The organism is Nocardia jiangsuensis, assembly GCF_042650385.1.
Lineage (GTDB): Bacteria > Actinomycetota > Actinomycetes > Mycobacteriales > Mycobacteriaceae > Nocardia > Nocardia jiangsuensis.
On record NZ_JBHSAX010000014.1, the window covers coordinates 445,558 to 471,031 of the forward strand.

A 25,474-nucleotide genomic window follows, 5' to 3' on the forward strand; every position below is an offset into this window, starting at 1 on the left:
AGTGACGGCCAACGGCGAACGGGTGGGTACCCCGGCGCGCCGTGTCCCGAAACGCTACCGCTGGCTGCGCTGGCTGCTCGGCATCGCGCTGCTGGCGCTGCTCGTCGGCGAAGGCGTCTACCTCTGGCCGCGGCTGCACGAGAGCTGGCAGAAGCTCACCGAGATCCACTGGGGCTGGGTGGCGATCTGCGTCTTCCTGCAGGCGCTCTCGATGAGCGGTTTCGGCCGAGTGCAGAAGCAGCTGCTGCGCGCGGGCGGGGTGCCGGTCAGCCAATCGCGCTCGGTGGCGGTGGTCTACGGCGCCACCGCCATGTCGGTGACGCTGCCCGCCGGGCAGGTCTTCTCCACCGCCTTCACCTACCGGCAGACCAGGCGCTGGGGCGCCAACCCGGTGGTCGCCTCCTGGCAGCTGGTCTTCTCCGGCGTCGTCGCCGCGGCCGGGCTCGCGCTGCTCGGGGTGAGCGGCGCGATCCTGGCGGGCGACCGGATCGGCCCGGCCCAGCTGGTGCTCTCGCTCGCCGCGGTCGCCGCGCTGGCCACCGCGGGCAACTACCTCGCGCGCCGCCCCGGCTCGCTGGAGGCGCTGCTCCGGCGCGGGCTCGCGCTGGTCAACCGGGTACGCAAGCGGCCCCGCGAGCACGGGCTGGCCAAGGTCACCGAGATGCTCGGGCAGCTGGAGTCGGTGCGGCTGAGCAGCACCGACGGCGCGCTGGTCGGGGTGTGGGCGGTGGTGCACCGGCTCGCCGACGTGGCCTGCCTCGGCGCCGCCTGCTACGCCATCGGCGGCGACCCGGTGTGGGCCGGGCTGCTCATCGCCTTCGCCGCCGGCAAGGCGGTCGGCTCGATCCCGTTCGCGCCGGGCGGCATCGTCTACGTGGACGCCACCCTGATCTACGCGCTGACCGCCGCCGCCGGGCTGCCCGCCGCCCAGGCCGTCGCCGCCGCCTTCGTCTACCGCATGGTGAGCTTCGTGCTGGTCGCGATCGTCGGCTGGATCGTCTTCGCCTTCCTCTTCCGCACCCCGCACGCCGACGAGGCGGAGTACGAGCGGGAGTTCGAATCCCGCCGCCCGCTCTAGGTCGGCCTGCCGCGCCGCTCGGTAGCGCGAACCGCCGGTACGCTCGGAGCCCGTGAGAATCCTGGTGCCGCTGCTCGTCGATGTCGTGCTGGTGATCCTGTTCTGCGCCATCGGCAGGCGCAGCCACGAGGAGGCGGTGCTGGCGGGGTTGCTGCGCACCGCGTGGCCGTTCGCCGCCGGGCTCGCGCTCGGCTGGCTCGGCGCGCTGCTGCTGGCCAGGCGCACCGCCGACGCCTTCGACGGCTCCGCGCTCTGGCCGTCCGGCGTGCTGATCTGGGCGGTCACCCTGGCCGGCGGGATGGCGCTGCGCGCCGTCTCCGGTCAGGGCACCGCGTTCAGCTTCGTGCTGGTCGCGACGGGGGTGCTTGCGCTCTTCCTGCTCGGCTGGCGCGCCGCGGTCTCCGCGCTGGGCTGATCCTGCCCGGCCGGCGGTGTCGAGTCAGGAGTCCGGGGCGGCCAGCGACTGCAGCAGCCGCGCCGCCATCCGCGCGGTGGCGTCGCCGCTGTCGACGGCGTCGATGTGGATGGCGAAGGCCAGGTCACCCATGGTGGCGAGGAGCCAGCCGTCGGCGCCCGCGGTGGCCGCGAGCCCGCTGACGTCCCGGTAGCCGCGCACCGAGGCGAACTCGGGGCGGCCGGTGCCGTCGCGCAGCAGGCCGCGCAGCCGGTCCACCATCTCCGGGTTCAGCCCGCCGAGCGGGGCGTCGGTGGCGCCGGGGCGGCCGACCTCGATCATCGGCGGCGCCAGCGCACCGCGGGCCACCGCGGCGGTGGCGATGGCCATGCCGAACGGGCTGGCCAGGATGGCGTCGCCGCCGCCGTTCTGGCTCACCTGCTCCGCGCCGCGGCCGCCGGGCAGCCGCCCGGTGACCTCGTCCAGCCCAGGCACCTGGAAGTCCACCCCGACCCCGAGCAGCGCCGCCGCGTCGGCGGCCTCCTGCCCGGTGACCTCCTGCGGCGGCTTGCCGTGCGCCACCGAGGCGACCTGGCGGAAGAGCTCCGAGGTGCCGCCGACCGGGTAGAGCCCGGTGAAGGCGACCGGCCCGTGCTCGCTGGCCTGGCTGTTCTGCGCCACCGCGACCACCGCGCCGCTGGACGGCTGGATCGCGACGATCGAGGCGGGCGTCGCCGAGCTCACCACGGCGTCCTCGGCGGCGCGCTGCAGCCGCTGGTCCATGGTGGCCGCGATATCCGGCCCGGGCGGGCCCTGATACCCCGCGACCTGCCCGGCGAACTTCCCGTCCGGCTCGAACAGCTGCACGCCCCAGCCGGAGTGCGCCTCCTGGCTCTCCTGCTGCACCTTGCGCAGCGCGTCCAGCATGGGCGACCAGACCCGGCGGTCGGCGGAGATGAGCCGCGGCTGCTTCTCGATCACGACGCCGGGCACCGCGACCAGGTCGGGCTCCAGGATCTCGAAGTCGCCGTCGCGCAGGTTCACCGCGGTGATCGGCTTGCCCTGCGAGGTGGCGAGCTGCTGCATCAGCGCGGGGCCGGTGATCAGCGGGGCGACCGGCTCGATGGCGCGGGCCAGCGCGTCGGTGGCGGCGACCGGGTCGGCGATCCGGGCCGGGTCCAGCTTCACGACGTTGATGTTCTGCTCGGTCATCAGCGGCGCGCCCGCGATGTCGACGACCTTCGGCGCGGGCGCGGGCAGCGTGCGCACCAGCCGGACGGTGCGGTTGTTCTGCAGCGGCGGCATGACGACGCTCGGCTCCCAGGAGATCCGCCAGCCGATGGCGAGCTTGCGCACATTGCCCTGCAGCGAGTAGCGCCACTCCTTGTTCTCGCCGAAGGACCAGTCGACGTCCATGCTGTACATCCCGGACTCGGCGTCGAGCGCGATGAACTGGGTCTTGGCGTAGTCGACGGTGCCGGGGTCCAGCCCCTCGAACATTTGCTTGAGGGTTGCCGAAGCGGCAGCGGGATAGGAGGTCAGCTGGGCGGCACCGGAGTAGTCACGATCGTCGAGCAACTCCGTGAACCGTTCGACAACCGCCTCCGCCGCGTTCCGCTGCTCGTGAACACCGCATGATCCCATCGCGATCGCGATAGCCGCTACACCCACGAGTGCCAATGCGCTCCGGAGGCGAAAGCGGCGGGATCCCCACACATCCATGTCCGCCCACTCTTCACTCTTGTCACTTCAGCAACAAGACAACCGTATCCGACCAGTCTCCACCGGCGACACCTGGAGCACCGGGGACGCCACGCATGCTCAGCACCTTCATTGTGCCCCAACCCGGCGAACCGGGGGCCGATCATGACCTCCGCCCGGCGCTGTCGAGACAACCGGCGCCGCTACCGTACCGGCCCCGCCGGGCGGGCGGGCCACCAACCGCCCGCTTCGGCGATTCGGATGGATCCCGGGCGTGTTCACGCTGAGCGCAACCGGTAAGAGCCGTAGCGACGTAATCTTGTAATCACTGCAAGACGAGTGACAGGCAGGTGACGTCATGGGACACGGACAGCGACGCGGATTCGGCAGACCCGGCGGTTGGCAGCAGGCCGACCTGCCCGACGCGGCGGATGCCGCCGACTGGTTCGCCGGAAGGTTGCCAGAGGAGTGGTTCGTCGGCGCTCCGGCGCTGGAGATCGACCGGGACGAGATCGTGGTGGTCGGCGAGCTCCGGCTCACCCCGCCCGGCGAACAGCCCGGCGACGGCGAGCCGATCCCGGCCGCGACGAAGGAGGGCGCGGTCGCGCGGTTCCGCGAGGGCACCCGCTCGGCGCGGATGCGGATCGCGGAGGAGGCACAGCACCGCTACCGGCGCAATGTCGCCTGGGGCATCACGGTGGACGGCGAGCGGATCCTCTTCACCCACCTCGCGGTGCCGGTGATGACCCGGCTGCGGCAGCCGGAGCGCAAGGTGCTGGACACGCTGGTCGACGCCGGGGTCGCGCGGTCGCGGTCGGATGCACTGGCCTGGACGGTCCGGCTGGCGGGCGAGCACGCCGAGTCCTGGCTGGAAGAGCTGCGCGCGGCGATGAAGACCGTCGACGACCTGCGCGCCGAAGGCCCGAAAGATCTCTGACCGCGGGCCGGTAGGGTGACCCGCATGTCAGCTCCCGGCCCGATCCTGGTGCTCAACGGCCCGAACCTGAACATGCTCGGCACCAGGCAGCCGGAGGTGTACGGCTCGGACACCCTCGACGACGTGGTGGCGCTCTGCCGGAGCACGGCTGAGCGGTACGGCCGCGAGATCACGGCCTTCCAGTCCAACTCCGAGGGCGCGCTGATCGATCGGATCCACGCCGCGCGCGGCGTGGAGTCCGGCATCGTGATCAACCCGGGCGGGCTCACGCACACCTCGGTGGCGCTGCGCGACGCGCTGGCGATCCCGGAGCTGCCGATCGTGGAGGTGCACATCAGCAACGTGCACGCCCGCGAGGAGTTCCGGCACCACTCCTACGTCTCGCCGATCGCGACGGCGGTGGTCGCCGGGATGGGCGTCTTCGGCTACGCGGCGGCCGTCGAGTTCCTGATCCGGCGCGGCTGAGTCAGTTCAGCCGGAAGACCGGGAAGCCGGGCGCGATCCCGGCCAGCTGCTCGTCGGTGGCGTTCTTGTCGATACCGTCGAAGAAGCGGCCGACCTCCCAGCCCCAGCGCCGCAGGTACTCGCGCAGCAGCGGGGTCTTCTCCGGGTCGGGCACCTCGACCGCGGTGAACGGCTGCACCCTGCGGCCGAGCCGCAGCTCGCCGCCGCCTGCCACGCGCAGATTGCGCACCCACTGGGTGTGGCCGCGCGGGGAGACCAGGTAGCGCGCGCCGTCGAACTCCATCGGGTTCACCGGGACGGTGCGCCACTCGCCGCTCTTCCGGCCGCGCACGGCGAGCTCCCTGGACCCGGCCAGGCTGATGCCCCACTGCGCGAGCTTGCGCACGATCCGGTTGAAGACGGTGTCGCCGCCTGCGGGGGCGAGGTAGCGGGACTCGGCGTTCATGATCTCTCCTCTGTGAGCACTGCTCTCTGTTGAGAGAAGTGTTCCACGGATCGCATCGCCGAGTCAAGAGCAGTGCTCTCTGTTTTTCAGCGCACCCAGGCCGCCATCACCTCCGCCAGCGCCGCCGCGCCCCGGTGGCAGTCCACCGCCTCGGCGAACTCGTGCGGGGAGTGCGAGACGCCGGTCGGGTTGCGGACGAAGAGCATGGCGGTCGGCACCCGCTCGGCCAGTACCCCGGCGTCGTGGCCCGCGGCGGTGGGGATCACCGGGACGTCGCCGAGGTGTGCGAGCGCGGCGCTGAGCTTCGCGCGCGGCTCCGGCGGGAATTCCACGATGGGCGAGCGCGATTCGGCCTCGCTCGCGAAGCCGATGCCACCCTCGGCGGCGGCTTTGCCGGCCAGCGTCTCGATCTCGGCGACCAGGGCGGTCAGCGTGGCCTCGTCGGCGGCGCGGGCGTCCAGCCAGGCGCGCACCGCGGAGGGGATGGCATTGGTGCCGTTCGGGGCGACCAGCACCTTGCCGAAGGTGGCGACGGCGCGGTGCTTCTCCGCGGTGCCGCGGGCGGCGTGCACGGCGGTGGCGAAGGTGAGCATGGGGTCGCGGCGGTCGACCAGGCGGGTGGCGCCCGCGTGGTTCGCCTCGCCGCTGAAGGTGAACTCCCAGCGGCCGTGCGGCCAGATCGAGGAGGCGAGGGCGATCGGGCGGTCCACCAGGTCGAGGGCGCGGCCCTGCTCGACGTGCAGTTCGACGAAGACGCCGATCCGCTTCGCCAGCAGCGGGTCCGGGCCGAGCGCGGCCGGGTCGCGGCCCGCTGCGCGCAACGCTTCGGCCAGGGTGACGCCGTCGCCGTCGCGCAGCCGCAGGGCGCGCTCCGGGGCGAGCGCGCCCGCGCTGAGCTGGGAGCCGATGCAGGCGACGCCGAAGCGCGCACCCTCCTCGTCCACGAAGCAGGTGACCGCGACCGGCACGCGCGGGGTGATGCCCCGTGCGCGCACCAGATCGACCGCGGCGAAGGCGGAGACCACGCCGAGCGGGCCGTCGAAGGCGCCGCCGTCCGGCACCGAATCCAGGTGCGAGCCGGTGACGAAGGCGTTCTCCGGTTCTCCGGTCCAACCCGGGGGGAGCCACCAGGCCCAGAGGTTGCCGTTGCGGTCGATCTCCACGTCCATGCCGCGCGCCGCCGCGCAGCCGGTGAACCACTCGCGCAGCGTGAGATCCGCGTCCGCCCAGGCGAACCGCCGATACCCACCGGTGCCCGGGTCGCGCCCGACGGCCAGGATCTCGTCCCACAGCGGATCGAACGCCCGCGCGGCGGCATCCGTCGCGAACAGCCCCGTCATCGAGGTGCCCCGACCGCAGGGCGGAGATCGAATCCTTCGCTGCCGGCGCCGCGGGCACCACCGCCCGCGTGGCGCACGAACGGCCGCTGCGCGGACCCGGCGGGCGACACGGCCCCTGTCACCCCACCGCTCCGGGGATCCAGGAGGTGCCCGCGAGCGGCACGCGGGCCATCGCCGACGCCTCGACGGTGAGCGCGACCAGATCCTCCGGCTCCAGGTTGCGCAGGTGCGACTTCCCGCAGGCGCGGGCGAGGGTCTGCGCCTCCATGGTCAGCACCCGCAGGTAATTGGCGAGCCGCCTGCCGCCCTCGACCGGGTCGAGCCGGGCGGCGAGTTCGGGATCCTGGGTGGTGATGCCCGCCGGATCCCGGCCCTCCTGGAAGTCGTCGTAGCTCCCGGCGGCGCTGCCGAGCGCGGCGTACTCGGCGGCGTAGCGCGGGCTGTTGTCGCCGAGCGCGATGAGCGCCGCGGTGCCGATGGCGACCGCGTCCGCGCCGAGCGCCATCGCCTTGGCCACGTCGGCGCCGGTGCGGATCCCGCCGGAGACGATGAGCTGCACCTTCCGGTGCACCCCGAGCTCCTGCAGCGCCTGCGCCGCCTGCGGGATCGCCGCCAGCGTCGGGATCCCGACGTGCTCGATGAAGACCTCCTGGGTGGCGGCGGTCCCGCCCTGCATCCCGTCCACCACGACCACGTCCGCCCCGGCCTTCACCGCGAGCTTGACGTCGTAGTAGGTGCGGCTCGCGCCGACCTTGATGTAGATCGGCTTCTCCCACTGCGTGATCTCGCGCAGCTCCAGGATCTTGATGGCCAGGTCGTCCGGCCCGGTCCAGTCCGGGTGCCTGCACGCGCTGCGCTGGTCGATGCCACGGGGCAGGGTGCGCATCCCGGCCACCCGCTCGGTGATCTTCTGCCCGAGCAGCATGCCGCCGCCGCCCGGCTTGGCCCCCTGGCCGAGCACGATCTCGATAGCGTCGGCCTGCCGCAGGTCATCCGGGTTCATCCCGTAGCGGGAGGGAAGGTATTGGTAGACGAGGTTTTTCGACTGCCCGCGCTCCTCGGGGGTCATGCCGCCGTCGCCGGTGGTGGTCGAGGTGCCCATGGCGCTCGCACCGCGGCCGAGCGCCTCCTTGGCCTGGCCGGAGAGCGCACCGAAGCTCATGCCCGCGATCGTGATCGGGATGTCGAGGTGCAGCGGGTGTTTCGCGTTGCGGTCGCCGAGCACCACATCGGTGCCGCAGCGCTCCCGGTACCCCTCGAGCGGGTAGCGCGACATGGAGGCGCCGAGCAGGACGAGGTCGTCGAAGTGCGGGAGCCTGCGCTTGGCGCCCCAGCCGCGGATGTCGTAGATGCCGGTCTCGGCCGCGCGCTGGATCTCGGCGATCACGCCGCGATCGAAGGTGGCGGATTCCCTCGGCAGGGTTCCGGTCATCGGTGGCCTCCTCAGTACGCGTTCGCGTTGTCGACGTGGAAGTGGTAGAGCTCGCGGGCCGAGCCGTAGCGGGTGAACTCGGCCGGGTCGGCATCGAAGCCGGCGGCGGCGAGCAACTCGGCCAGCTCGGCCAGGTGCTCCGGCCGCAGCTCCTTGCGCACGCAGTCGGCGCCGAGCGAGGCCACCCGGCCGCGCACGTAGATCCGGGCCTCGTAGAGCGAATCGCCGAGCGCCTCCCCGGCGTCGCCGAGCACGACCAGCCTGCCCGCCTGCCCCATGAAGGCGCTCATGTGCCCGATATCGCCCCCCACGACGATATCGACGCCCTTCATCGAGATGCCGCAGCGCGCACCGGCATTGCCCTCGATCACCAGCAGCCCGCCGTGCGCGGTCGCGCCCGCCGACTGCGAGGCGTCGCCCTCGACCCGCACGGTGCCGGACATCATGTTCTCCGCCACCCCGACGCCCGCGCTGCCCCGCACGGTGACGGTGGCGCGCTGATTCATCCCGGCGCAGTAGTAGCCGACGTGGCCCTCGATGGTGACCTCGATGTCGGCGTCCAGCCCGCAGGCGATGGCGTGCGCCCCGCGCGGGTCGGTGATGGTCAGCGCGGCCGGGCGCTCCGGTGCGGCCAGCAGCGCATTCACCGCCCGCACGCCCGCGGCCGTCGCGTCGACGGTGGCGTGCTCCCCCGCTGCCGTCGCGTCGATGGCAACGCCGCTCCCCGCTCGGGTCGGAGCTTCTCGGCTCACTGCGGTCGGCGCCATAGGTACACCTCTTCCGGTTCGGGTTCGAAGATCCGGGCGTCGGCGACGCCGGGCAGCTCGGCGAGGGCGCGGTACTCCGACGCCATCGCCACCCAGCGATCGGTCTCCGCGACGATCGCCGGCTTGCAGGAGATGGCGTCGCGCACCACCGCGAAGGAGTCCGCGGTCGAGACGAGCAGCGTGTAGAAGCCGTCGAAGACCTCGTTGAGCAGCAGCAGCGCCTTCTCCAGGTCAGCGCCCGCGGCCAGCTGCTGCGCCACGAACCGCGCCCCGACCTCGGTGTCGTTCTCGCTGTCGAACTCGACGCCCGCGCGCCGCAGCTCGTGCCTGATGCTCATGTGGTTGCTGAACGACCCGTTGTGCACCAGGCACTGCCCCGGCCCCACCGAGAACGGGTGCGACCCCTCCGCGGTGACCGCCGACTCGGTCGCCATCCTGGTGTGTGCCACGCCCTGCCACCCCTGGGCAGCGGGCAGCCCGAAGCGGTGCGCCAGCTCGGTCGGGTTCCCGACGCCCTTGAGCACGGTCAGTTCCGAGCCGAAGCCGATCACCCTGGCCGCGGGCACGGCGGCGCGCACCGCCGCGACCAGCGGTTCGTGCGCCACCGGGCCGTGCAGTACGACGGTGGGATCCAGGTCGTGCGCCTCGATCGGCGCGCCCGTCGCCGCGCTCAGCGACGCCGCGAGTTCCGCGGCGGGCAGCGGGCTGTCCAGCACCGAGACGGTGGTGTGCCCCGGCGGCGACCAGACCGGGTCGCCGTAGACCGCCATCCCGGCCGAGTCCGGCCCGCGGTCGCACATCTGGTCGAGCATTCCGGTGAGCAGCTCGCCCAGCCGGGGGCAGAGGGTGGCATCACGCAGGTGAAGCCCGACGATTCCGCACATGGCGCTCCTCTCAGAAGGCGGTGAGGTAGTGGTCGATCTCCCAGTCCGAGACCGTGTTGTGCCAGGCGAAGAACTCCTCGCGCTTGGCCTGCGCGAAGTAGGCGGCGACGCCGGGCCCGGCCACGTCGAGCGCGGCGGTGAGCACCGGGTCGGCCTCCAGTGCGTCCATGGCGTGTACCAGCGTCATCGGCAGGTCGGCGGCGGCGCCCGCACCGAGCGGGCCCGGGTGCGCCGCGCGCTCGACCCCGTCCAGCCCGGCGGCGATGGTGGCGGCCGCGGCCAGGTACGGGTTGGCCGAGCCGTCCGCGCCGCGCAGCTCGACCCGGTTGCCGTCCGGCACCCGGAGGAAGTGCGTGCGGTCGTTGCCGCCGTAGGTGGCGCGCCGGGGTGACCAGGTGGCGCCGCTGGCGGTCGAGGTGGCGCCGGTGCGCTTGTAGGAGTTCACCGTCGGCGCGATGACGCCCTGCAGCGCGCAGGCGTGGTCGAGGATGCCTGCGACGAACGAGTAGGCCAGCGGCGAGAGCCCGAGCCCCTGCGGGTCGGTGCCGGGAAAGAGCGCGGTGTCCCCGCGCCACAGCGACAGGTGCAGGTGCATGCCGGAGCCGGTCCGGTCGGTGAACGGCTTCGGCATGAAAGTCGCCGTCATGCCCCGCTTCTCGGCGATCACCGAGAGCAGGTAGCGGGCGGTGATCACCCGATCGGCGGTGGTCATGGCGTCGGCGTAGTCGAAGTTCTGCTCGAACTGGCCGTTGCCGTCCTCGTGGTCGCTGGCGTAGTTGCCCCAGCCGAGCGCGTTCATCGCCGTGGAGATCTCGGTCAGGTGGTCGTACATCCGGGTGACGTCGCGGGCGTCGTAGCAGGGCCGGGCGCTGACGTCGGCGGCGTCCGCCGTGGTCAGCTTGCCGCTCGCCCGGTCGACCAAAAAGTACTCGATCTCCGCGCCGACGTTCACCGCGTACCCCATGGCCGCGGCGCGGGCCAGCGTGCGTTGCAGGATCACCCGCGGGGCGAACGGCCACGCCTCGCCCTCGACGTGCGGGGTGCAGTGCACCAGCGCCAGCCCGGGCCGGACGAACGGGATCGGGGTGAACGAGGCCGGGTCCGGCACCGCGACCAGGTCGGGGTCGCGCGGCTCCTGCCCCATCATGCCGGCGGCGTACCCGGCGAAGCCGACGCCGTCCCGTTCGAGCTGGTCGATCGCCTGCACCGGAACCAGCTTGGCGCAGGGCTTTCCGGAGAGCGTGGTGAAGAGCGCGAGCACGAAGGTGGTGCCGGACTCGGCGGCCAGCTCGCGCAGCGGCGGCGTGCTGGTCGGGAGGGTGGAAACGGTGGCGGTGTCGGACATGCGGGTGCTCCTGGGAAGGTGGGGGGATCAGCGCATCTCGCCTGCGCCGAGGTACGGGTGCGGGCTGATGAGCGGCGCGCCGTCGGCGAAGCGGCTGAAGCGGAAATCGGCGGGGTCGACGTTCGGCAGCGTGGTCGCCCCGTCCAGCAGGAGCTCGGCGGCGAGCCGCCCGACGGCGGGCGAGATCTTGAAGCCGTGCCCGGAGAACCCGGTGGCCAGGAAGAGGCCGGGCAGCGGCGCGGGGCCGATGATCGGGTTGTAGTCCGGGGTGACGTCGTAGGCGCCGGCGTAGCTGCCGGTGACCCGCGGGTCCGGCATGGCGGGCAGCCGGTGGTCCAGCTTGCCGATCACCTGCTCGACGGTGCTGTCGGCGGCGCGGTCGAGATAGTCGTCCGGGTCCAGGTACTCGACCTCCGTGTGGTCGCTGTTGCCCGCGAGGAGTTCGCCGTTCGGCTCACGGCACAGGTACTGCAGGCTCGCGAGGTCGGAGAGGACCGGTACCTCGGGGGTCGGCTCGCCCTGGTCGACCAGGACCAGCTCGGCGCGTTGCGCGCGGACCGGCACGTCGAGGCCGAGCGGCGCGGCCAGCGCGGGCACCCAGGGCCCGGCGGCCAGGATCACGGTGCCCGCCGCGATGGTCTCGCCCGCGGTGGTGCGCACGCCGGTGACGGTGTCGCCGTCGCGCAGCAGCTCGGCGACCTCGGTGCCCTGCCGGATCCGGACGCCGAGCCCGCGCGCCGCGGCGGCGTAGGCCATGCCGGTCAGGTACGCCTCGCCGCGGCCGCCGAGCGGCTCGTAGGCGAATGCGGCGAAGTCGTCCAGCCGCAGCCCCGGCCAGAGCTCGGCCATCTCGTCGTGGCCGATGAAGTCGACATCGATGCCGAGCTGTTGCTGCATGGCCACATTGGCCTTCAGTGGATCGACGTTGTCCGGGCCCACCCCGACCACGTAGCCGCAGCGGCGGAAACCGAGGTCGTCGCCGAGGATCGCCTCGGCATCGCCGAATACCGCGACCCCGTACCAGGACATCGCGGCCAGCGACGGCACCCCGTAGTGGCAGCGCACCACGCCGCTGGACTTGCCGGTCATGCCGGAGCAGAGCGTCGCCCGCTCCAGCACCAGCACGTCGGTGACGCCGCGGTCGGCGAGCGACCAGGCGATGGCCAGCCCCTCCAGCCCGCCCCCGACGATCAGGTACTCGGCGGTAGCACCCATGAACCCGTCCTCGAATCTCATGTAGTGAGTCACTGTGTAATCACATGAAACTATTGGATGGTGACGGCGGAGTCGCCCCGCTGTTACGAACGCGTTGCGCCACGCGCGTGCTCGCGCGTGCGGGTAACCGTCTGGAACCGCCCGAATCGGGCAGGGATTAACTCGTGGTTCACCACGGGTCGATTGTTCGCAACATTCCGCGGCGTTTACTGCTGTTCAACCGCACTGACTGCGGCCGCAAGCATCCGGCACGACGGACGTAGGTGAGTTCAATGACAGAAGCCCTGGCGGCGGCCAATACCGCCTGGATTCTCGCCGCATTCACGGCGGTGGCCCTGATGGTCGCGGGCCTGGCGCTGTTCTACGGCGGCATGGTGAGCGTCCGCAGCACGCTGAACATGGCGATGATGGTCTTCGGCGCGCTGGCCGTGGTCGGCGTGCTGTGGATCGTGTTCGGCTACTCCGTCGCCTTCGGCGACTCGGTGGGCGGCCTGCGCCTGATCGGCAACCCGCTGGAGTACCTGGGATCGTCGAAACTCCTGGAGGCACCGGCCGAGCCGGGATTGCCACCGGCGCTCTTCTCGGCATTCCAGCTGCTCTTCGCCGCCATCACGGTGGCGCTCATCGCGGGCGCCGTCGCGGACCGGATGAAGTTCGGTTCCTGGATGCTCTTCGCCGGGCTCTGGGCCACGCTGGTGTACTTCCCGGTGGCGCACTGGGTCTTCGCCTTCGACTCCGCCGACGGCTCGGTCCAGGGCGGCTGGATCGCCAACTCGCTGCAGGCCGTCGACTTCGCGGGCGGTACCGCGGTGCACGTCAACGCCGGTATCGCCGCGCTCGCGCTGATCCTGGTCATCGGCAAGCGGGCCATCTTCCCGCACGCACCCCGGCCGCACAGCCTGCCGCTCACCATGCTCGGCGCGGGCATCCTGTTCTTCGGCTGGTTCGGCTTCAACGCCGGCTCCGCGCTTGCCGCGGGCAACAGCGCCGCCGTCGTCGCGCTGAACACGCTCGCCGCCGCCTGTGCCGGCATCTGCGCCTGGCTCGTGGTGGAGAAGCTGCGGCACGGCCACGCCACCTCGCTCGGCGCCAGCTCCGGGCTGATCGCCGCGCTGGTCGGCATCACCCCCGCCTGCGGCGCGGTCTCCCCGATGGGCGCGCTGGCGGTCGGCGCGGTCTGCGGCGCCGTCTGCTGCCTCGCGATCACCATGAAGTTCCGCTTCGGGCTCGATGATTCGCTCGACGTGGTCGGCATCCACCTCGTCGGCGGCGTCATCGGCACCATCCTCATCGGCCTGCTCGCCGACCCGGCCGCGCCCTCCGGCGCCACCGGCCTCTTCTACGGCGGCGGGTTCGGAACGCTCGGCAAGCAGACGGTCGCGGTCCTCGCGGTCCTCGCCTACTCCTTCACGGTCACCTGGCTCATCGCCAAGGTGATGGATCTGACGATGGGGCTGCGCGTTCCCGCCGACGCCGAGACCGAGGGGGTCGACGTGGTCGTGCACCGGGAGAGCGCGTACTTCCTGGAGAGCATCGAGCTCGCCGAGGGGAAGGTCGAGCCGGGAGCGGCTGTCGTCACCGCCGAGGTGATCACCGAGAAAGCGGCGGCTCCGGCCACCACCTAGGTTTCACGGAGAACAGTGAGCCGCACCGCGTGCCGACGCGGTGCGGCTCACTGCTGTCCGGGGTCCGGCAGGCGGGCGTACATGTACATGTCCCGCGGGGTGCCGTCGATCTTCAGCCACCGGCGGAGCAGACCTTCGCGCCGGAATCCGACGGACTCCGCAGTGCGCCACGAACCCTCGTTCCACGGTTCGACGTACAGCTCGAGCCGCGAGACCTCGTCGAGTGCCGCACCCCAGTCCGCGAGCAGGCGCAGTGCCCCACCCGCATAACCCTTCCCGCGATGCCCGCTCTCGATCCAGTAGCCGATCGACGCCCGCCCGTGCGCGATGTCGCGGCGCCACAGCCCGATCTGCCCCACCGCGATATCGGTGTCGGCATCCGCGATCGCGAACGACCACCCCGGCCCGGTCGCGGCACGGCGGTGCTGCCGCCGCACGAAATCCCGGCCCGCGACCTCGTCGCCGCCGGCGGGAACCGAGGTGATCAGGGGAATCAGCGGGTCCCTTCCCGGCACTGCCTCGCCAGGTACGGACGGCGACAGAAGTGGTGGCGCGGCCTCAGTCGCCGACGGCGGAGACCCGGGCCGAACCCGGACGGAAGCTGAACCGCTTGCGCTCGAAATCCCAGAAGCGGTAGAGCGGCCACTGCACCGTGTGCGACAACCACGCGGCCACGATCATGGCTCGGTGCACCGGGCGCACGGGGTATCCGTGATCCCGGATGGTGCGGAGCCCGATCAGGTGGAACTGCCAGTGCTTCCGCGGGCTGGTCCGCCGGCGCCGGGCCGAGGTGCGGGCGCGCATCTGCGGCACCTGGTCGATCCGGCGCTGCGCGGCGAACAGGCACAGCGCCATGTCGAGGTCTTCCGCCACGTCGGCGCGGGCCTGCACGTTCTCCCGGATCTGTTCCCATGCTTCCCGGCGCACAGCCATATTGGGCCCGTACATGTTTCCGACCGGGCCGCCGAGTTTGCCGCGGCGAAGCAGGATCCACTGGCCGAACTTCAGCATGAAGCCGACCGGCGAGTCGTGGTAGGTGCAGATTCCGGTCACCGCCGCCGTTTCCGGGTGCTCGGTGAGGAAGTCGATGATGGTGGCGGCCCAGTCGGGGTCGACGAGGGTGTCGGCATCGGTGCGGGCCAGGATGTCGCCACCGGCCTTGTCGAATCCCGCGTTCCTGGCGGGCGCGATGCCGGGAACGGATTCGTAGATCAGCTCGACGCCTGGGTGTCGTGCGGCGAATTCTCGCACGATCTCCGGGGTTCCGTCCCGGCTGCCGTTGTCGACGACGATCACTTCGTCGACGGCATCCTGCTCGACCAGACATAGCAGCGTGCGCTCGATGACCTCCGCTTCATCGAGCACCGGGATGACGACGGACAGTCGAACGGAGTGCTGATCGGGCATCGAGACCTACCTCCGGGTCGGTGGCGCAGAGTGGTGGTGCGTATCGAGTCACGACAGATGTGTTCGCCGAGCGACGGCGTCAGGCCATTCTGGAATGGCGGCACCGGTTCGGCACGCCCTCGAAAAACGGGGGTCGGCCGAGTGGGGATGCAGCACAGGTCGAATCAGCTGGTTCGACGATCGGCCGGATGGGCTGAATCCCCCGATTTCCTATGTATACGCGGAGTTATACGCTTTAGCAATCATTCCAACGCAGTACCGATCACTGCCTTCGCTGAATGACCTGGAACCGGGGCGGGCGGAGGGTGACCGTCCCGCGTCGGCACCGCCCCGACCTCTAAACTTCCCCCATGCGCGAATCGGCCCGGCACCAGGAGCACCGCGACACCGGTGATCCGGCTCCGGTGGACCGCGAGATAGCGCGCGACGTGCCGACGGCGGCGGGGCTGGAGCAGGTGATCGGGCGGCAGGTGCGGAGCCTGCGGCTGGCAGGCAGCATGTCGGTGGTGGAGCTGGCCGCCAAGGCCGGGATCTCCAAGGCCATGCTGTCGAAGATCGAGAACGCGCAGACCTCGTGCAGCCTCGGCACGCTCGCGGGGCTGGCCAAGGGGCTGGACGTACCGGTGACGTCGCTGTTCCGCGGCGCCGACGCGACCCGCGAGGCGGTCTACACCCGCGCGGGCAGCGGGGCGGTGATCGTCGGCCGGGGGACCAGGGTCGGCCACCACTACGAGCTGCTCGGCGCGTTACGCGGCCAGCACAAGCGGCTGGAGCCGGTGCTGGTGACGCTCACCGAGGCCAGCGAGACCTTCCCGCTCTTCCAGCACGCGGGCACCGAGCTGCTCTACATGCTGGAGGGCGTCATGGTCTACGGCCACGGCGATTCGGAATACACCCTGCGACCGGGCGATTCACTGCTCCTCGACGGCGAGGGCCCGCACGGCCCGAACGAACTGGTCCGCCTGCCGATCCGCTTCCTGGCGATCACCGCCTACCCGGACAACCACGTCGAACGATGAGCACCGCACTCGGCTCGGCCCTCCCGGGGAGCGTGCTTCTGCTCACCGTCGCCTACGCCATGCTCACCGGCGCCGAGTCCGCCTCGGTCGCGAAGGCGCTGTTCCTGGTGATGATCGTGGGCGGGGTGGTCGGGCTGCAGCCCGCGCACTGAGTGTCACTGCGGAATGTGCAGCTCCTCGCCGGTCTCCAGCAGCGACTTGAGGCCGGAGATGATGCTGGGCCAGCCGCCCTGGATGCCGTCGAGTACCGGGCTGCCCGGCGCGAAGCCGTCGTGCACCACGGTCAGCTTCACCACCTCGCCCTGCTGCTCCAGCTCGAAGGTGACGGTGGAGCGCGGGTCGGCCGCCCAGCGCGGGAGGTCGTCGGCGGGCAGCTCGACCTCGGCGGCGAAATCGGCGTCGATGGTGTGCCAGGTGAAGGAGAGCACTGTGTAGGGCTCGGCTCGCACCACGACCTGCCCCTCGTCGGCGTGCGACCACCCGCCGAGCGACCAGCGCATGGTGGAGCCGGGCTGCCAGTCGGTGTCGAAGGTGGCGCCCCAGTAGCGGCTGGTGAAGGCGGGGTCGGTGAGCGCCTGCCAGAGCCGCTCGGGGGTGGTGCGGATGTAGGTGGTGTAGACGAAGGCGGTGTCGGTCGTGGTCATCGGGGCCTCCAGGGCGGTTTTGAGGTCGGCGAGCACGCGTACGCGCCCGCGGTGGTAGCGGTCGATCCAGCGTTCGGTGATGGCGTCGAGCGGGGCGGCGTTGAGGTGGTGCAGCTTCTCCCTGCCGCGCCGCCTGGTGGCGACCAGGTTCGCCGCCTCCAGCACCGCGAGGTGTTTGCTCACCGACTGCCGCGCCATGTCCAGCCCCGCGCAGAGCTCGCGCAGGGTCAGCCCGTCGGCGGCGCGCAGCGAGTCGAGCAACCGGCGGCGGGTGGGATCGGCGAGTGCGCGGAAGACCGCGTCGTCCTGCTCCATACCATCCTCCCGATAGGCAGCCTCGCGGCTGCATGTTCGACAATAGGCAGCTGAATAGCTGCCTGTCAATGGCAGCAAATCCCTGTCGATATGTAGTACTCCTGCTACATAATGAGGCCGACAAGCTATGGGGAGGTGCCGATGAGCGTCGTGATCGACGTCGAAGAACTGCGCATGCGCTACGGCGATCGCGACGTCCTGCGGGACGTGACGTTCCAGGTGCGCGAGGGGGAGGTGCTGGTACTGCTCGGCCCGAACGGTGCGGGAAAGACCACCACCATCGAGATCCTGGAGGGGTTCCGGCAGCGCTCGGCGGGCCGGGTGTCGGTGCTCGGGCTCGATCCGGAGCAGGGAACCGAGGCGTGGCGCGCCCGGGTCGGGGTGGTGCTGCAGTCCTGGCGCGATCACAGCAGGTGGCGGGTGCGCGAGCTGCTGGAGAACCTGGGCCGCTACTACGCCCCGTACTCCACGCCGGAGCGGGAGCGGCCGTGGCACCCGGACGAGCTGCTCAAGGTCGTCGGGCTCTCGGCGCACGCGGACCGCAAGGTGCTGACGCTCTCCGGCGGGCAGCGGCGCAGGCTCGACGTCGCGATCGGCATCGTCGGCAGGCCGGAGCTGCTCTTCCTGGACGAGCCGACCGCGGGCTTCGACCCGGAGGCCAGGCGCGAATTCCACGACCTGGTGCACCGGCTCACCGATGAACTCCGCACCACCGTCCTGCTCACCACGCACGACCTGGACGAGGCGGAGAAGCTCGCCGACCGCATCCTGATCCTGGCCGGCGGCCGGATCGTCGCCGACGGCTCGGCGGACGCGCTCTCCCGCAGCGTCGCGGGCGCCGCGGAGATCAGCTGGACCCGCGGCGGTGAGCGCTTCGTGCACACCGCGGTGGAGTCCACCGAGTTCGTGCACGACCTCTTCCGCCAGCACGGCGGCGAGATCAGGGAACTCGAGGTGCGCCGCGCCTCACTGGAGGACACGTACATGACGCTGGTGCGACGCTCCGAATCCGGCGCGGCCGACGTGCGCTCGCTCACGGAGGTGACCCGATGAACCCGGTACTCGTCGCGGTGCGCACCGGGCTGCGCCGCGGCGTCATCGAGACCAGGCAGGCGCTGACCAGCGGCCAGGATCTGTTCGGGCTGGCGATCTATCCGCTCTCCGCGCTGATCACACTGTTCTTCATGCGCGATGCCACCTTCCAGTCCAGCGGGATCGGGCTCGGCGCGCTCGCCCTGCCGAGCCTGTTCGGCCTGCTCATCGTCTTCAACGCGCTCTTCGGGATCGCGGGGTTGCTCGCCACCGACCGCGAGGACGGCACGCTGCTGCGCGCCAAGGCGACGCCGAACGGCATGGCCGGGTACCTCACCGGCAAGATCGTCGCCGCCGCCGTGCTCGCGGTGCTCCCCGCGCTTCCGGTGCTGCTCGGCGGGCTCGCGCTGATCGGCGACGGCCTCGGCTTCGGCACCCCGGACCGCTGGCTCGCGCTCGCCGCCATCACCGCGCTCGGGCTGCTGGCCACGCTGCCGCTCGGCGCGGCGCTCGGATCGCTCTTCACCAGCCCGCGCAACCTCGGCTATCTCTCACTGCCGATCATGGGGCTGGTGGCGATCTCCGGCATCTTCTACCCGATCACCGCGCTGCCCGGCTGGCTGCAGGCGATCGCGCAGGCGTTCCCGGTCTACTGGATGGGGCTCGGCACCCGCGCCGCCATGCTCCCGGACTCGGCCGCCGCGGTGGAGCTCGGCGAGTCCTGGCGGCACCTGGAAACCATCGTCGTGCTCGGCTTCTGGGCGGCGCTCGGGCTGGTGCTCGCGCCACCCTTCCTGCGCCGGATGGCGCGCCGGGAGTCCGGGTCGAGCGTCGCGGCCCGGCGCGAGAAGGCGCTGCAGCGTGCCTACTGAGGTCATCTACAACCGGATCGCCATGCTGCGCGCCGAGCGCGGGGTCTCCCGGCGGCAGCTGGCCGAGGCGCTCGGCGTGCACTACCAGACCGTCGGGTACCTGGAGCGCGGCGAGTACAGCCCGAGCCTGCACCTGGCGCTGCGGATCGCGACGTACTTCGAGGTGGCCGTCGAGGTGGTGTTCGCCACGGCCCCCTTCCCGCGGATCGGCAGCGAGACCGGCTGAGCCGGTTCAGGATCCGCGCATCAGCTCCAGCACCGAGACCGGGCGGCCGGCGGCCTTCGACGCGGCCGAGCCGCGCTGCCACCACGCCAGCGATGCGCGCGAGAGCGCCGCGTCCACCCCGGCGTCCGCGCTGGCGTCGATGATGTGCCGCGCACCGGCGATCATCATCCGGTACATCGATTCGTCGTACCCGGCACCGGCTTTCGCGGCCGCCACCGAATCCGCCATGAACGCCGGGTAGGCGCCTGCCGAGCGCTGCGCGTAGGGCAGGAAGCGGTCGATGTCGTGCCCGCTGCGCTCGATCACCGCCAGCGCCTGGTCGAAGGCGAGCAGCCACGGGTGGAAGGTGACCAGCAGCGCCTGGTAGAAGAGCTGCGCCACGCCGTCGTCAGGGCCGAGGTACTCCGGTGGGCTGAGCGGGCGGAGCAGCTCGCGGTGTCGTTCGAAGACCTCGGCCGGGCCGCCGTAGAAGATGTACGAGGCCGGGTGCGCGATGTCGTCACCGGCGGACATGACGCCGCCGGAGAGGAATTCGGCGCCGTGCCCGCGCACCCAGGCACCGCCGCGCCTGGTGTTCTCCGGCGAGTCGGAGGAGAGGTTCACGATGGTGCGGCCGGCCAGCGCCGCGGTGGCCGGGCCGAGCACGTCGTACATGGCGGGGTAGTCGGTGAGGCTGAGCACGGCGACCTCGTTCGCGGCGAGCGCCGCCGCCGCCGAATCCGCGGCGGTGGCGCCGAGCGCGGCCATCTCGTCCACCCTGCCGCGGCTGCGGTTCCACACCGTCACCGCGGTGCCCGCCGCGAGGAAGGCGCGCACCATGGCGCGGCCCATCGGACCGAGACCGATCACCGTCACCGACGTGTTCTGAGACATTCTCGCTGGCCTTTCGCTGGTCTGTCGGGAAGTTCGGCGCCGGTTCCGATGCTGGTCGCGGCCGGTAGCATCGACAAGAGCGAACGTCGGGGCGGGGCTACCCCACCCGCGGGTACGTGACCTGGTCAGGAGGCGGCGGTGGACACCAGCGGTGACGTGGATCACGAGGTCTGCGGAATGTCGGTCGCCATCGATGTGGTCGGCGGCAAGTGGCGCATGCACCTCATGTGGGTGCTCGGCGCGGGGCCGCGCCGGTTCGGCGAGATCCGGCGCAAGCTGGACGGGGTGAGCGAGAAGGTGCTCACCGAGAACCTGCGGCACCTGGAGGCGGCGGGGGTCGTGCACCGCGAGGTGTTCCCCGAGGTGCCGCCGCGCGTGGAGTACTCGCTCACCGACCTCGGCGAGTCGCTCCGGGTCGCGCTGCTTCCGCTCGAGGAGTGGGGTGATCGGCACCGCGAGCACGTCGCGCGGTGCGAACTCGACGATTCGTTCGCCGGAGTCTGACTCAGCCCTCACGAGCCCCCGTCGCCGAGTGCTCGAAAGCGCATGCGGCGCAGCCGCGGGTCTCGAGCGCTCGGCGGCGAGACTTCCCGGGGCCGCGAACCCGCCCGCCGGAGGCGGGCCGTCAAACCCTCGCGCGTAGATATTGCTCGGCGATCCGCTCTCCCACACGGACCAGCAGGGGCCGGGCCCGAGCCATGCAGCGGGCCGGATCCGATTCCAGGTCGGTGAGCGGGTGACACCCCGCGAACCCCGCCTCGCGCACCTGCTCGGGGGTGAGCAGCGAACGGCCGGGGGTGACGACGCAGGGCACCCCGGCGGCAGTCGCGGCGGCGAGCACGCCGAGCGGCGCCTTCCCCCGCAGGCTCTGCTCGTCGAACGACCCCTCCCCGGTGACGACGAGCGCCGCACCGTTGACCAGGTCGGCGAAGCCGAGCAGCTCCAGCACCACGTCGATTCCGCTGCGCACCGTCACCGGCATCAGCACCGCCAGCGCGCCGAGCACCCCGAACCCGGTCCCACCGGCAGCACCGGCGCCGGGCCGCTCGGTGGCATCGCCGTACCGCTCCACCGGGAACGCCTCCCCGACCACCCGGGCCCAGTTCCCCAGCGCCGCCTCCAGAATCGCGAGCTCCGCCGGCCCCGCCCCCTTCTGCGGCCCGTACACCGCCACCGCGCCCGCGGGCCCGAGCAGCGGATTGTCCACGTCGCAGGCGAGCGTCAGCCGAGCCCGGCGCAGCAGCGGGTGCAACCCGCCCGCGTCCAGCCGGGCCGCGTCGGCGAGCGCCGCGCCGCCCGGCGGTACCTCCGAGCCCCTGGCGTCGAGGATCCGGGCGCCGAGCCCGCGCAGCAGCCCGGCGCCGCCGTCCGAGGAGGCACTGCCGCCGAGCCCGAGCACCAGGTGCCGCGCACCGGATTCCAGCGCGTGCGTGAGCACCGTGCCGAGCCCGTCGGTGCCCGCGCCGAGCGGATCGAACCGCCCGGCGGGGAGCTTGGCCGCGCCGACCACCGCGGCCAGTTCCACCACGGCGGTGTCGCCGCGCACGGCGTAGGAGGTGGGCGTGGCGGCCCCGGTCGGCCCCGGCGCGATCAGCTCGACCCGCCGCCAGCCCGCGGTCACGAAGGCATCGACGGTGCCGTCACCGCCGTCGGCCACCGGCACCCGGTGGATCCGGGCCGCTGGCACCGCCCGCACCACCCCGGTCGCCAGCGCGTCGGCGACCTCGGGCGCACTCGCCGACCCCTTGAACTTGTCCGGGGCGAGAACCACCCGTTGACTCGGCTCCCGTGTCATCGACCCATTGTGGAACCCGGCGCCGGTGCGCGCACCTCGGGCACCCGGATGCACGTGCAGCGCTACGGCAGCGGGGCCTGTTCGGCCCGATCGATGCCGACCTCGCCGGTCTCCAGGTAGCGCACCACCGCGCCGTCGACGGTGCCGTTGCCGCGGCCGAAGGTGCCGTGGTCACCGCCGTCGACGACGATCAGCTTCCCGTGCACCGCCCGGGCCAGCGCCGGACCGCCCTCGTAGGCGGTGAGCGCGTCGTAGCGGCTCTGCAGCAGCAGCGGCGGGGTGCGCAGCGCGGCGCCGTCCACCGCGACCGGCTTCGCCACCGGCCGCCACGACCCGCAGTTCATCCCGGCACGGACCAGGTTGGCGCGCGCCTCCATGGCGCTGCCGCCGGAGGCGATGGTGCCCGCCGCGACGGCGATCAGCTCCAGCCGCGGCTCGACCGCGTTCTCGTTGCAGGTGATGGCGGTGAAGACCACCTGGCCGGTCGGGTCGGAGCTGCTCGCGCCCTCCAGCGCCAGCAGTTTGCCGATATTGCGCGGGTCGGCGTTGGCGTCGGACATGGCGCGGGCGAAGTTCGGCCAGAACGCGCGGGTGTAGGTGGCGACGGTGGTGGCGCCGAGCAGCGGAACCTGCGCCGAGGTGCCGCCCGCGACCAGCGTGCGGGTCAGGTTCTGCACCTTGCCGATCTGCTCGACGCTGCCGTTGAAGCCGTCGCGGGCGATCTCGGCGAGCGGCTCCGGCAGCGCGCCGGGCAGGTCGGAGACGGCGGCGGGCGGCGGGGTCAGGTTGGCGTACCAGCCGCCGCCCTGGTCGGCGACGAGCCGCACCCAGTTCCGGTAGACCTGCAGCGGGGTGTTGCCGAGGCCGTACTCGCCGTCGTGCTCGGCGATCCAGGCGAACAGGTCGTCCAGCCGCTGCTTGCCCGCCACCTGCTGCTGGGCGAACTCCTCGGTCCACACCCAGCCCGGGTTCACGTTGGAGTCGAGCACCATCCGGCCGGTGTGCTCGGGGAAGAGCGTCGCGTAGACGGCGCCGAGGTAGGTGCCGTACGAGGTGCCGAGGTAGTCGAGCCGCTCGACGCCGAGCGCGGAGCGCACCGCGTCCAGGTCGCGCGCGGTGCTCTCGGTGGTGATGGTGTCCAGGTACCCGGGCAGCGCCGCCTCGCAGGTGGCGCGCATGTCGTCGCGGGGGCGCAGCGCGATTTCCTTGACGCCGGCAGGCGCGGGCTCAGCCCCGGTCGGCTTGACCGCGCAGTCCAGGGGGGTGGACCAGCGCATGCCGCGCGGCTGCACGGCGATCCGGTCGTACTGTTTCAGCGCGGCGGGAAAGGTATCGATCCGGCGGGCCCAGTAGTCCAGCGCATCCGCGCCCGGACCACCCGGGTTGGCGGCGATGACCCCGCGCGAGCTGCCATCGGCCGGGATCCGGCTCACCGTCAGCTCGATCGTCGCGCCATCCGGATCGGCGTGGTTCATCGGGACGTCGACCACCGCGCACTGCACGCCGCGACCTGCGGGAACCGCCCCCTCCGGGCAGTCGCCGAAAGCCACCGCGGGCGCCGCCGCGGCGGGCGCGAGCAGGGCAGGGGCCGCCGTGGCCGCACCGAGCAGTCCGGCAACCAGGAGCGCGGCCAGCCCGGCCGCGCGCTGTGCGCTCGTCATCTTCCGTCCCTCCCGGGCCCGCGCCGCGGCCGCCCCGAGCTCAGGTACCGGGCGGCGGGCCACAAGCATTCTGTGCGGCGGAACCGCGTTCGACAAGTCCACCGTGGGGATGGGCGCTCCGCGAGGCGGATTCGAGCGCGCGATCGCGCCCCGCACCGAGTAGCGTCGAGCCATGGCGATCGAGGTCCGCACCAATACTGCCCTGGAGCGGTTCGAGCTCTACATCGACGGAACTCTCGCCGGGCACGTCGCGTACCAGGACACCGCCGCCGAGCGCGCCTTCGTCCGCTCCGAGATCTACGCCAGTCCCGACCGCGGCCACGCCGCCACGCTCTTCGAGTCCGCGCTGCGCACCACCAGGGCGCAGGGTTTCGAGGTGCTGCCGATGTGTCCGCAGGTCAACCGCTATATCGAGAGCCGAGCCGAGCACGTGGCCGCGGTGCCGAGCTGGGCCCGCAGCCAGTTCGGGCTACCGCTCTAGTAGGCGGCGACGGCCCCGTCCAGCGCGACCTGCAGCTCGGCGCGGACCAGCCGGGAGATCTCGGCGGGCCGGGCCGGCAGTTCGGTCACCGGGTGCCCGAAGTAGAAGGACGAGCCGACCACCTCCTGCTTCGACGGCTCGGTGCCGTCGCCCGGCCGCGGACCGTAGCTCAGCGCCAGGCTGAGCAGGGCGGGCGCGGCGCCGAGCTTCTGCGCGCGGAAGGCGATGTGCCCGATCCCGCTGCCCACCGGCTGCACCCGGGTCGGGTCGACCACATTGCAGGTGCCCTCCGGGAACACCGCGAGGTGGTCGCCGCGCGCGAGCCGCTCCGCGCAGCAGTCCATCATGCGCTGACCTGCGGCGTTCACCGCCCTGAGGCCGTGATCCTTGCCGCGGAACACCGGGATGGCGCCCATCATGTCGACCTGCTTGCGCAGCTTGGGATCGACGAAGAGCTCGTCCTTGGCCAGCACCCTGACCCGCCCGATGAGCCGGCGCAGCGGGCTGCGCCAGGCCGCCGCCGCCACCGTGTAAGGGTCGTGCCTGGAGAGATGGTTCACCGCGATCAGCAGCGGCCGCCCCGAGCGGACCAGGGCCTGCACCGCCTCCGGCGCGCCGTCGGCGAAGTGCACCCGCGGCCGGAACCGGCGGGCCAGAAAGGCGTACGCCGCCAACGCCTTCGCCCGGTTCTGCCGGTGATCGCGGTAGAAGTCGTAGACGGTGTCGAAGTCGTCGAGGAGCACCTCGGGCGGTCGCATGGCACGACTCTACGACGCCGAGCGGCCGCTTTCCCACCGCGGAGGGCAAGCGCATCGGGGCTGCAACTGCGATGATGTCCGGGTGGCACGCGCAGACGACCCCGACGATCGCAGGACCCGCGGGCACGGCGACCACGGTCGCCGCGATCACCGGCCGGGCGAGTCCGTCGTGCGGGCGGGCAGTCTGCTGGTCTCCGCCATCGACCTCGCGGAGCCGACCTTCCGGCGCACCGTCATCTACGTCATCGAGCACAACGAGGCGGGCAGCCTCGGCGTCGTCCTGAACCGGCCGAGCGACACCGCGGTGCACGACGTGCTCCCGCGCTGGAGCGAGGTGGTCTCCGTGCCGCAGACGCTCTTCGTCGGCGGGCCGGTCAAGCGGGACGCCGCGCTCTGCGTCGCGACCGTCCGGGTAGGGGTCTCGATCGCCGGGGTGAACGGCCTGCGCCGCGTCGACGGCCGCGTGGTGCTCGTCGACCTGGACGCCGACCCCGCCGAGATCGGGCCGCTGATCGAGGGCGCCCGGATCTTCGCCGGCTACGCGGGCTGGACCTTCGGCCAGCTGGAGGGCGAGCTGGACAACCACGACTGGTACGTGGTCTCCGCGCTCCCCGCCGACCCCATCGCCCCCGGCCGCCCCGACCTCTGGGCCCAGGTGCTGCGCAGGCAGCCGCTCCCGCTCTCGCTGCTCGCCTCGCACCCGATCGAACTGGAACGCAACTAGCCTCGTGTAACTCCTCGACAGAGGAGGACAACCCCCGTG

At 72.0% G+C, this 25,474-nt stretch carries 28 protein-coding genes; 13 read left to right on the forward strand and 15 right to left on the reverse strand.

The window, feature by feature from the left end; translation table 11 throughout:
- Position 1: 1 nt before the first annotated feature.
- Both ACFO0B_RS16435 and ACFO0B_RS16440 read left to right on the forward strand, forming a co-directional pair.
- A complete protein-coding gene (locus ACFO0B_RS16435) occupies positions 2 to 1,078 on the forward strand; it encodes a lysylphosphatidylglycerol synthase transmembrane domain-containing protein (RefSeq protein ID WP_378613329.1) in 1,077 nt (358 codons plus the stop codon).
- A gap of 52 nt (positions 1,079 to 1,130) precedes the next feature.
- A complete protein-coding gene (locus tag ACFO0B_RS16440; RefSeq protein WP_378613330.1) occupies positions 1,131 to 1,493 on the forward strand; it encodes a DUF3054 domain-containing protein in 363 nt (120 codons plus the stop codon).
- Between the two features lie 24 nt (positions 1,494 to 1,517).
- On the opposite strand, the gene ACFO0B_RS16445 is transcribed toward ACFO0B_RS16440, so the two are convergent.
- On the reverse strand, positions 1,518 to 3,194 hold the full coding sequence (locus tag ACFO0B_RS16445) for an NTF2-like N-terminal transpeptidase domain-containing protein (RefSeq protein WP_378613331.1): 1,677 nt from the start codon (positions 3,192 to 3,194) through the stop codon (positions 1,518 to 1,520).
- A gap of 337 nt (positions 3,195 to 3,531) precedes the next feature.
- Between ACFO0B_RS16445 and ACFO0B_RS16450 the strand changes: the two genes are divergently transcribed.
- Together ACFO0B_RS16450 and aroQ are read left to right on the forward strand one after the other, a co-directional pair.
- Positions 3,532 to 4,110 (forward strand): hypothetical protein, encoded by a 579-nt coding sequence (locus tag ACFO0B_RS16450; protein ID WP_378613333.1) that lies wholly within the window; start codon positions 3,532 to 3,534, stop codon positions 4,108 to 4,110.
- A gap of 24 nt (positions 4,111 to 4,134) precedes the next feature.
- Entirely contained in the window at positions 4,135 to 4,575 is a 441-nt protein-coding gene (aroQ, locus tag ACFO0B_RS16455) for a type II 3-dehydroquinate dehydratase (protein WP_378613334.1), read from the forward strand.
- 1 nt (position 4,576) lies between these two features.
- Here aroQ and ACFO0B_RS16460 read toward each other — a convergent pair whose 3' ends face one another.
- The 7 genes from ACFO0B_RS16460 to ACFO0B_RS16490 all read right to left on the reverse strand — a co-directional run bounded on the left by ACFO0B_RS16460 (position 4,577) and on the right by ACFO0B_RS16490 (position 12,003).
- A complete protein-coding gene (locus ACFO0B_RS16460) occupies positions 4,577 to 5,020 on the reverse strand; it encodes a nitroreductase family deazaflavin-dependent oxidoreductase (RefSeq protein WP_378613335.1) in 444 nt (147 codons plus the stop codon).
- 86 nt (positions 5,021 to 5,106) lie between these two features.
- Positions 5,107 to 6,360 carry an allantoate amidohydrolase gene (locus ACFO0B_RS16465; RefSeq protein WP_378613336.1) on the reverse strand — a complete coding sequence of 418 codons (1,254 nt, stop codon included), beginning with the start codon at positions 6,358 to 6,360 and terminating at the stop codon, positions 5,107 to 5,109.
- A gap of 118 nt (positions 6,361 to 6,478) precedes the next feature.
- Positions 6,479 to 7,792, reverse strand: a complete 1,314-nt coding sequence (locus ACFO0B_RS16470; protein WP_378613337.1) for an FMN-binding glutamate synthase family protein — start codon at positions 7,790 to 7,792, stop codon at positions 6,479 to 6,481.
- An 11-nt stretch (positions 7,793 to 7,803) separates the two neighbouring features.
- Positions 7,804 to 8,559, reverse strand: coding sequence for a GltB/FmdC/FwdC-like GXGXG domain-containing protein (locus tag ACFO0B_RS16475; protein WP_378613338.1), 756 nt, complete (start codon positions 8,557 to 8,559; stop codon positions 7,804 to 7,806).
- Positions 8,541 to 9,443, reverse strand: coding sequence for a class II glutamine amidotransferase (locus ACFO0B_RS16480; RefSeq protein ID WP_378613339.1), 903 nt, complete (start codon positions 9,441 to 9,443; stop codon positions 8,541 to 8,543). Before ACFO0B_RS16480 ends, ACFO0B_RS16475 begins: the two co-directional genes overlap by 19 nt.
- 10 nt (positions 9,444 to 9,453) lie before the next feature.
- On the reverse strand, positions 9,454 to 10,788 hold the full coding sequence (gene glnT, locus ACFO0B_RS16485; protein ID WP_378613340.1) for a type III glutamate--ammonia ligase: 1,335 nt from the start codon (positions 10,786 to 10,788) through the stop codon (positions 9,454 to 9,456).
- 27 nt (positions 10,789 to 10,815) lie between these two features.
- Positions 10,816 to 12,003, reverse strand: a complete 1,188-nt coding sequence (locus tag ACFO0B_RS16490) for an NAD(P)/FAD-dependent oxidoreductase (protein ID WP_378613341.1) — start codon at positions 12,001 to 12,003, stop codon at positions 10,816 to 10,818.
- 272 nt (positions 12,004 to 12,275) lie between these two features.
- On the opposite strand from ACFO0B_RS16490, the gene ACFO0B_RS16495 reads away from it, so the two are divergent.
- On the forward strand, positions 12,276 to 13,628 hold the full coding sequence (locus ACFO0B_RS16495) for an ammonium transporter (RefSeq protein ID WP_378613342.1): 1,353 nt from the start codon (positions 12,276 to 12,278) through the stop codon (positions 13,626 to 13,628).
- 47 nt (positions 13,629 to 13,675) lie between these two features.
- Here ACFO0B_RS16495 and ACFO0B_RS16500 read toward each other — a convergent pair whose 3' ends face one another.
- Both ACFO0B_RS16500 and ACFO0B_RS16505 read right to left on the reverse strand, forming a co-directional pair.
- Positions 13,676 to 14,143: a GNAT family N-acetyltransferase gene (locus tag ACFO0B_RS16500; RefSeq protein WP_378613343.1), complete on the reverse strand. Its 468-nt coding sequence runs from the start codon at positions 14,141 to 14,143 to the stop codon at positions 13,676 to 13,678.
- Positions 14,144 to 14,186: 43 nt separating this feature from the next.
- The gene (locus ACFO0B_RS16505; RefSeq protein WP_378613344.1) at positions 14,187 to 15,035 is read right to left on the reverse strand and encodes a glycosyltransferase family 2 protein; all 849 of its coding nucleotides are present in this window, start codon (positions 15,033 to 15,035) and stop codon (positions 14,187 to 14,189) included.
- Between the two features lie 350 nt (positions 15,036 to 15,385).
- Here ACFO0B_RS16505 and ACFO0B_RS16510 point away from each other — a divergent pair, with 350 nt between their 5' ends.
- Both ACFO0B_RS16510 and ACFO0B_RS16515 read left to right on the forward strand, forming a co-directional pair.
- Positions 15,386 to 16,054, forward strand: coding sequence for a helix-turn-helix domain-containing protein (locus tag ACFO0B_RS16510; RefSeq protein ID WP_378613345.1), 669 nt, complete (start codon positions 15,386 to 15,388; stop codon positions 16,052 to 16,054).
- Positions 16,051 to 16,206 (forward strand): hypothetical protein, encoded by a 156-nt coding sequence (locus ACFO0B_RS16515; RefSeq protein ID WP_378613346.1) that lies wholly within the window; start codon positions 16,051 to 16,053, stop codon positions 16,204 to 16,206. The genes ACFO0B_RS16510 and ACFO0B_RS16515 overlap by 4 nt, the downstream gene beginning before the upstream one ends.
- A 3-nt stretch (positions 16,207 to 16,209) precedes the next feature.
- On the opposite strand, the gene ACFO0B_RS16520 is transcribed toward ACFO0B_RS16515, so the two are convergent.
- The gene (locus ACFO0B_RS16520) at positions 16,210 to 17,013 is read right to left on the reverse strand and encodes an ArsR/SmtB family transcription factor (protein ID WP_378613347.1); all 804 of its coding nucleotides are present in this window, start codon (positions 17,011 to 17,013) and stop codon (positions 16,210 to 16,212) included.
- Positions 17,014 to 17,154: 141 nt separating this feature from the next.
- On the opposite strand from ACFO0B_RS16520, the gene ACFO0B_RS16525 reads away from it, so the two are divergent.
- The 3 genes from ACFO0B_RS16525 to ACFO0B_RS16535 are packed head-to-tail and all read left to right on the forward strand — an operon-like array spanning position 17,155 to position 19,143.
- Positions 17,155 to 18,066 (forward strand): ABC transporter ATP-binding protein, encoded by a 912-nt coding sequence (locus ACFO0B_RS16525; RefSeq protein ID WP_378613348.1) that lies wholly within the window; start codon positions 17,155 to 17,157, stop codon positions 18,064 to 18,066.
- Positions 18,063 to 18,917: an ABC transporter permease gene (locus ACFO0B_RS16530; protein WP_378613349.1), complete on the forward strand. Its 855-nt coding sequence runs from the start codon at positions 18,063 to 18,065 to the stop codon at positions 18,915 to 18,917. Before ACFO0B_RS16525 ends, ACFO0B_RS16530 begins: the two co-directional genes overlap by 4 nt.
- On the forward strand, positions 18,907 to 19,143 hold the full coding sequence (locus ACFO0B_RS16535) for a helix-turn-helix transcriptional regulator (RefSeq protein ID WP_378613350.1): 237 nt from the start codon (positions 18,907 to 18,909) through the stop codon (positions 19,141 to 19,143). The genes ACFO0B_RS16530 and ACFO0B_RS16535 overlap by 11 nt, the downstream gene beginning before the upstream one ends.
- 6 nt (positions 19,144 to 19,149) lie before the next feature.
- Here ACFO0B_RS16535 and ACFO0B_RS16540 read toward each other — a convergent pair whose 3' ends face one another.
- Positions 19,150 to 20,016, reverse strand: a complete 867-nt coding sequence (locus ACFO0B_RS16540; protein WP_378613351.1) for an NAD(P)-dependent oxidoreductase — start codon at positions 20,014 to 20,016, stop codon at positions 19,150 to 19,152.
- A 177-nt stretch (positions 20,017 to 20,193) separates the two neighbouring features.
- On the opposite strand from ACFO0B_RS16540, the gene ACFO0B_RS16545 reads away from it, so the two are divergent.
- Positions 20,194 to 20,520, forward strand: a complete 327-nt coding sequence (locus ACFO0B_RS16545) for a winged helix-turn-helix transcriptional regulator (protein WP_378613826.1) — start codon at positions 20,194 to 20,196, stop codon at positions 20,518 to 20,520.
- Positions 20,521 to 20,641: 121 nt separating this feature from the next.
- Here the strand turns inward: ACFO0B_RS16545 and ACFO0B_RS16550 are convergent, their stop codons facing one another.
- Both ACFO0B_RS16550 and ACFO0B_RS16555 read right to left on the reverse strand, forming a co-directional pair.
- Positions 20,642 to 21,811: a glycerate kinase gene (locus tag ACFO0B_RS16550; protein WP_378613352.1), complete on the reverse strand. Its 1,170-nt coding sequence runs from the start codon at positions 21,809 to 21,811 to the stop codon at positions 20,642 to 20,644.
- Between the two features lie 62 nt (positions 21,812 to 21,873).
- Positions 21,874 to 23,472: an alpha/beta fold hydrolase gene (locus ACFO0B_RS16555; protein ID WP_378613353.1), complete on the reverse strand. Its 1,599-nt coding sequence runs from the start codon at positions 23,470 to 23,472 to the stop codon at positions 21,874 to 21,876.
- Positions 23,473 to 23,644: 172 nt separating this feature from the next.
- On the opposite strand from ACFO0B_RS16555, the gene ACFO0B_RS16560 reads away from it, so the two are divergent.
- Positions 23,645 to 23,953 (forward strand): GNAT family N-acetyltransferase, encoded by a 309-nt coding sequence (locus tag ACFO0B_RS16560; RefSeq protein ID WP_233015160.1) that lies wholly within the window; start codon positions 23,645 to 23,647, stop codon positions 23,951 to 23,953.
- Here the strand turns inward: ACFO0B_RS16560 and ACFO0B_RS16565 are convergent.
- On the reverse strand, positions 23,950 to 24,711 hold the full coding sequence (locus ACFO0B_RS16565; RefSeq protein ID WP_378613354.1) for a lysophospholipid acyltransferase family protein: 762 nt from the start codon (positions 24,709 to 24,711) through the stop codon (positions 23,950 to 23,952). The two genes, ACFO0B_RS16560 and ACFO0B_RS16565, sit on opposite strands and share 4 nt — an antisense overlap.
- Positions 24,712 to 24,793: 82 nt before the next feature.
- Between ACFO0B_RS16565 and ACFO0B_RS16570 the strand changes: the two genes are divergently transcribed.
- Entirely contained in the window at positions 24,794 to 25,435 is a 642-nt protein-coding gene (locus tag ACFO0B_RS16570) for a YqgE/AlgH family protein (RefSeq protein WP_378613356.1), read from the forward strand.
- The last annotated feature ends 39 nt before the right edge of the window (positions 25,436 to 25,474 follow it).

Excerpts from the sequence above, each read along its gene's own strand:
- ACFO0B_RS16445 (WP_378613331.1), bottom strand. The coding sequence starts at position 3,194 with ATGGATGTGTGGGGATCCCGCCGCTTTCGCCTCCGGAGCGCATTGGCA.
- ACFO0B_RS16450 (WP_378613333.1), top strand. The coding sequence starts at position 3,532 with ATGGGACACGGACAGCGACGCGGATTCGGCAGACCCGGCGGTTGGCAG.
- aroQ (WP_378613334.1), top strand. The coding sequence starts at position 4,135 with ATGTCAGCTCCCGGCCCGATCCTGGTGCTCAACGGCCCGAACCTGAAC.
- ACFO0B_RS16460 (WP_378613335.1), bottom strand. The coding sequence starts at position 5,020 with ATGAACGCCGAGTCCCGCTACCTCGCCCCCGCAGGCGGCGACACCGTC.
- ACFO0B_RS16465 (WP_378613336.1), bottom strand. The coding sequence starts at position 6,360 with ATGACGGGGCTGTTCGCGACGGATGCCGCCGCGCGGGCGTTCGATCCG.
- ACFO0B_RS16470 (WP_378613337.1), bottom strand. The coding sequence starts at position 7,792 with ATGACCGGAACCCTGCCGAGGGAATCCGCCACCTTCGATCGCGGCGTG.
- ACFO0B_RS16475 (WP_378613338.1), bottom strand. The coding sequence starts at position 8,559 with ATGGCGCCGACCGCAGTGAGCCGAGAAGCTCCGACCCGAGCGGGGAGC.
- ACFO0B_RS16480 (WP_378613339.1), bottom strand. The coding sequence starts at position 9,443 with ATGTGCGGAATCGTCGGGCTTCACCTGCGTGATGCCACCCTCTGCCCC.
- glnT (WP_378613340.1), bottom strand. The coding sequence starts at position 10,788 with ATGTCCGACACCGCCACCGTTTCCACCCTCCCGACCAGCACGCCGCCG.
- ACFO0B_RS16490 (WP_378613341.1), bottom strand. The coding sequence starts at position 12,003 with ATGGGTGCTACCGCCGAGTACCTGATCGTCGGGGGCGGGCTGGAGGGG.
- ACFO0B_RS16495 (WP_378613342.1), top strand. The coding sequence starts at position 12,276 with ATGACAGAAGCCCTGGCGGCGGCCAATACCGCCTGGATTCTCGCCGCA.
- ACFO0B_RS16505 (WP_378613344.1), bottom strand. The coding sequence starts at position 15,035 with ATGCCCGATCAGCACTCCGTTCGACTGTCCGTCGTCATCCCGGTGCTC.
- ACFO0B_RS16510 (WP_378613345.1), top strand. The coding sequence starts at position 15,386 with ATGCGCGAATCGGCCCGGCACCAGGAGCACCGCGACACCGGTGATCCG.
- ACFO0B_RS16515 (WP_378613346.1), top strand. The coding sequence starts at position 16,051 with ATGAGCACCGCACTCGGCTCGGCCCTCCCGGGGAGCGTGCTTCTGCTC.
- ACFO0B_RS16520 (WP_378613347.1), bottom strand. The coding sequence starts at position 17,013 with ATGGAGCAGGACGACGCGGTCTTCCGCGCACTCGCCGATCCCACCCGC.
- ACFO0B_RS16525 (WP_378613348.1), top strand. The coding sequence starts at position 17,155 with ATGAGCGTCGTGATCGACGTCGAAGAACTGCGCATGCGCTACGGCGAT.
- ACFO0B_RS16530 (WP_378613349.1), top strand. The coding sequence starts at position 18,063 with ATGAACCCGGTACTCGTCGCGGTGCGCACCGGGCTGCGCCGCGGCGTC.
- ACFO0B_RS16540 (WP_378613351.1), bottom strand. The coding sequence starts at position 20,016 with ATGTCTCAGAACACGTCGGTGACGGTGATCGGTCTCGGTCCGATGGGC.
- ACFO0B_RS16545 (WP_378613826.1), top strand. The coding sequence starts at position 20,194 with ATGTCGGTCGCCATCGATGTGGTCGGCGGCAAGTGGCGCATGCACCTC.
- ACFO0B_RS16550 (WP_378613352.1), bottom strand. The coding sequence starts at position 21,811 with ATGACACGGGAGCCGAGTCAACGGGTGGTTCTCGCCCCGGACAAGTTC.
- ACFO0B_RS16555 (WP_378613353.1), bottom strand. The coding sequence starts at position 23,472 with ATGACGAGCGCACAGCGCGCGGCCGGGCTGGCCGCGCTCCTGGTTGCC.
- ACFO0B_RS16560 (WP_233015160.1), top strand. The coding sequence starts at position 23,645 with ATGGCGATCGAGGTCCGCACCAATACTGCCCTGGAGCGGTTCGAGCTC.
- ACFO0B_RS16565 (WP_378613354.1), bottom strand. The coding sequence starts at position 24,711 with ATGCGACCGCCCGAGGTGCTCCTCGACGACTTCGACACCGTCTACGAC.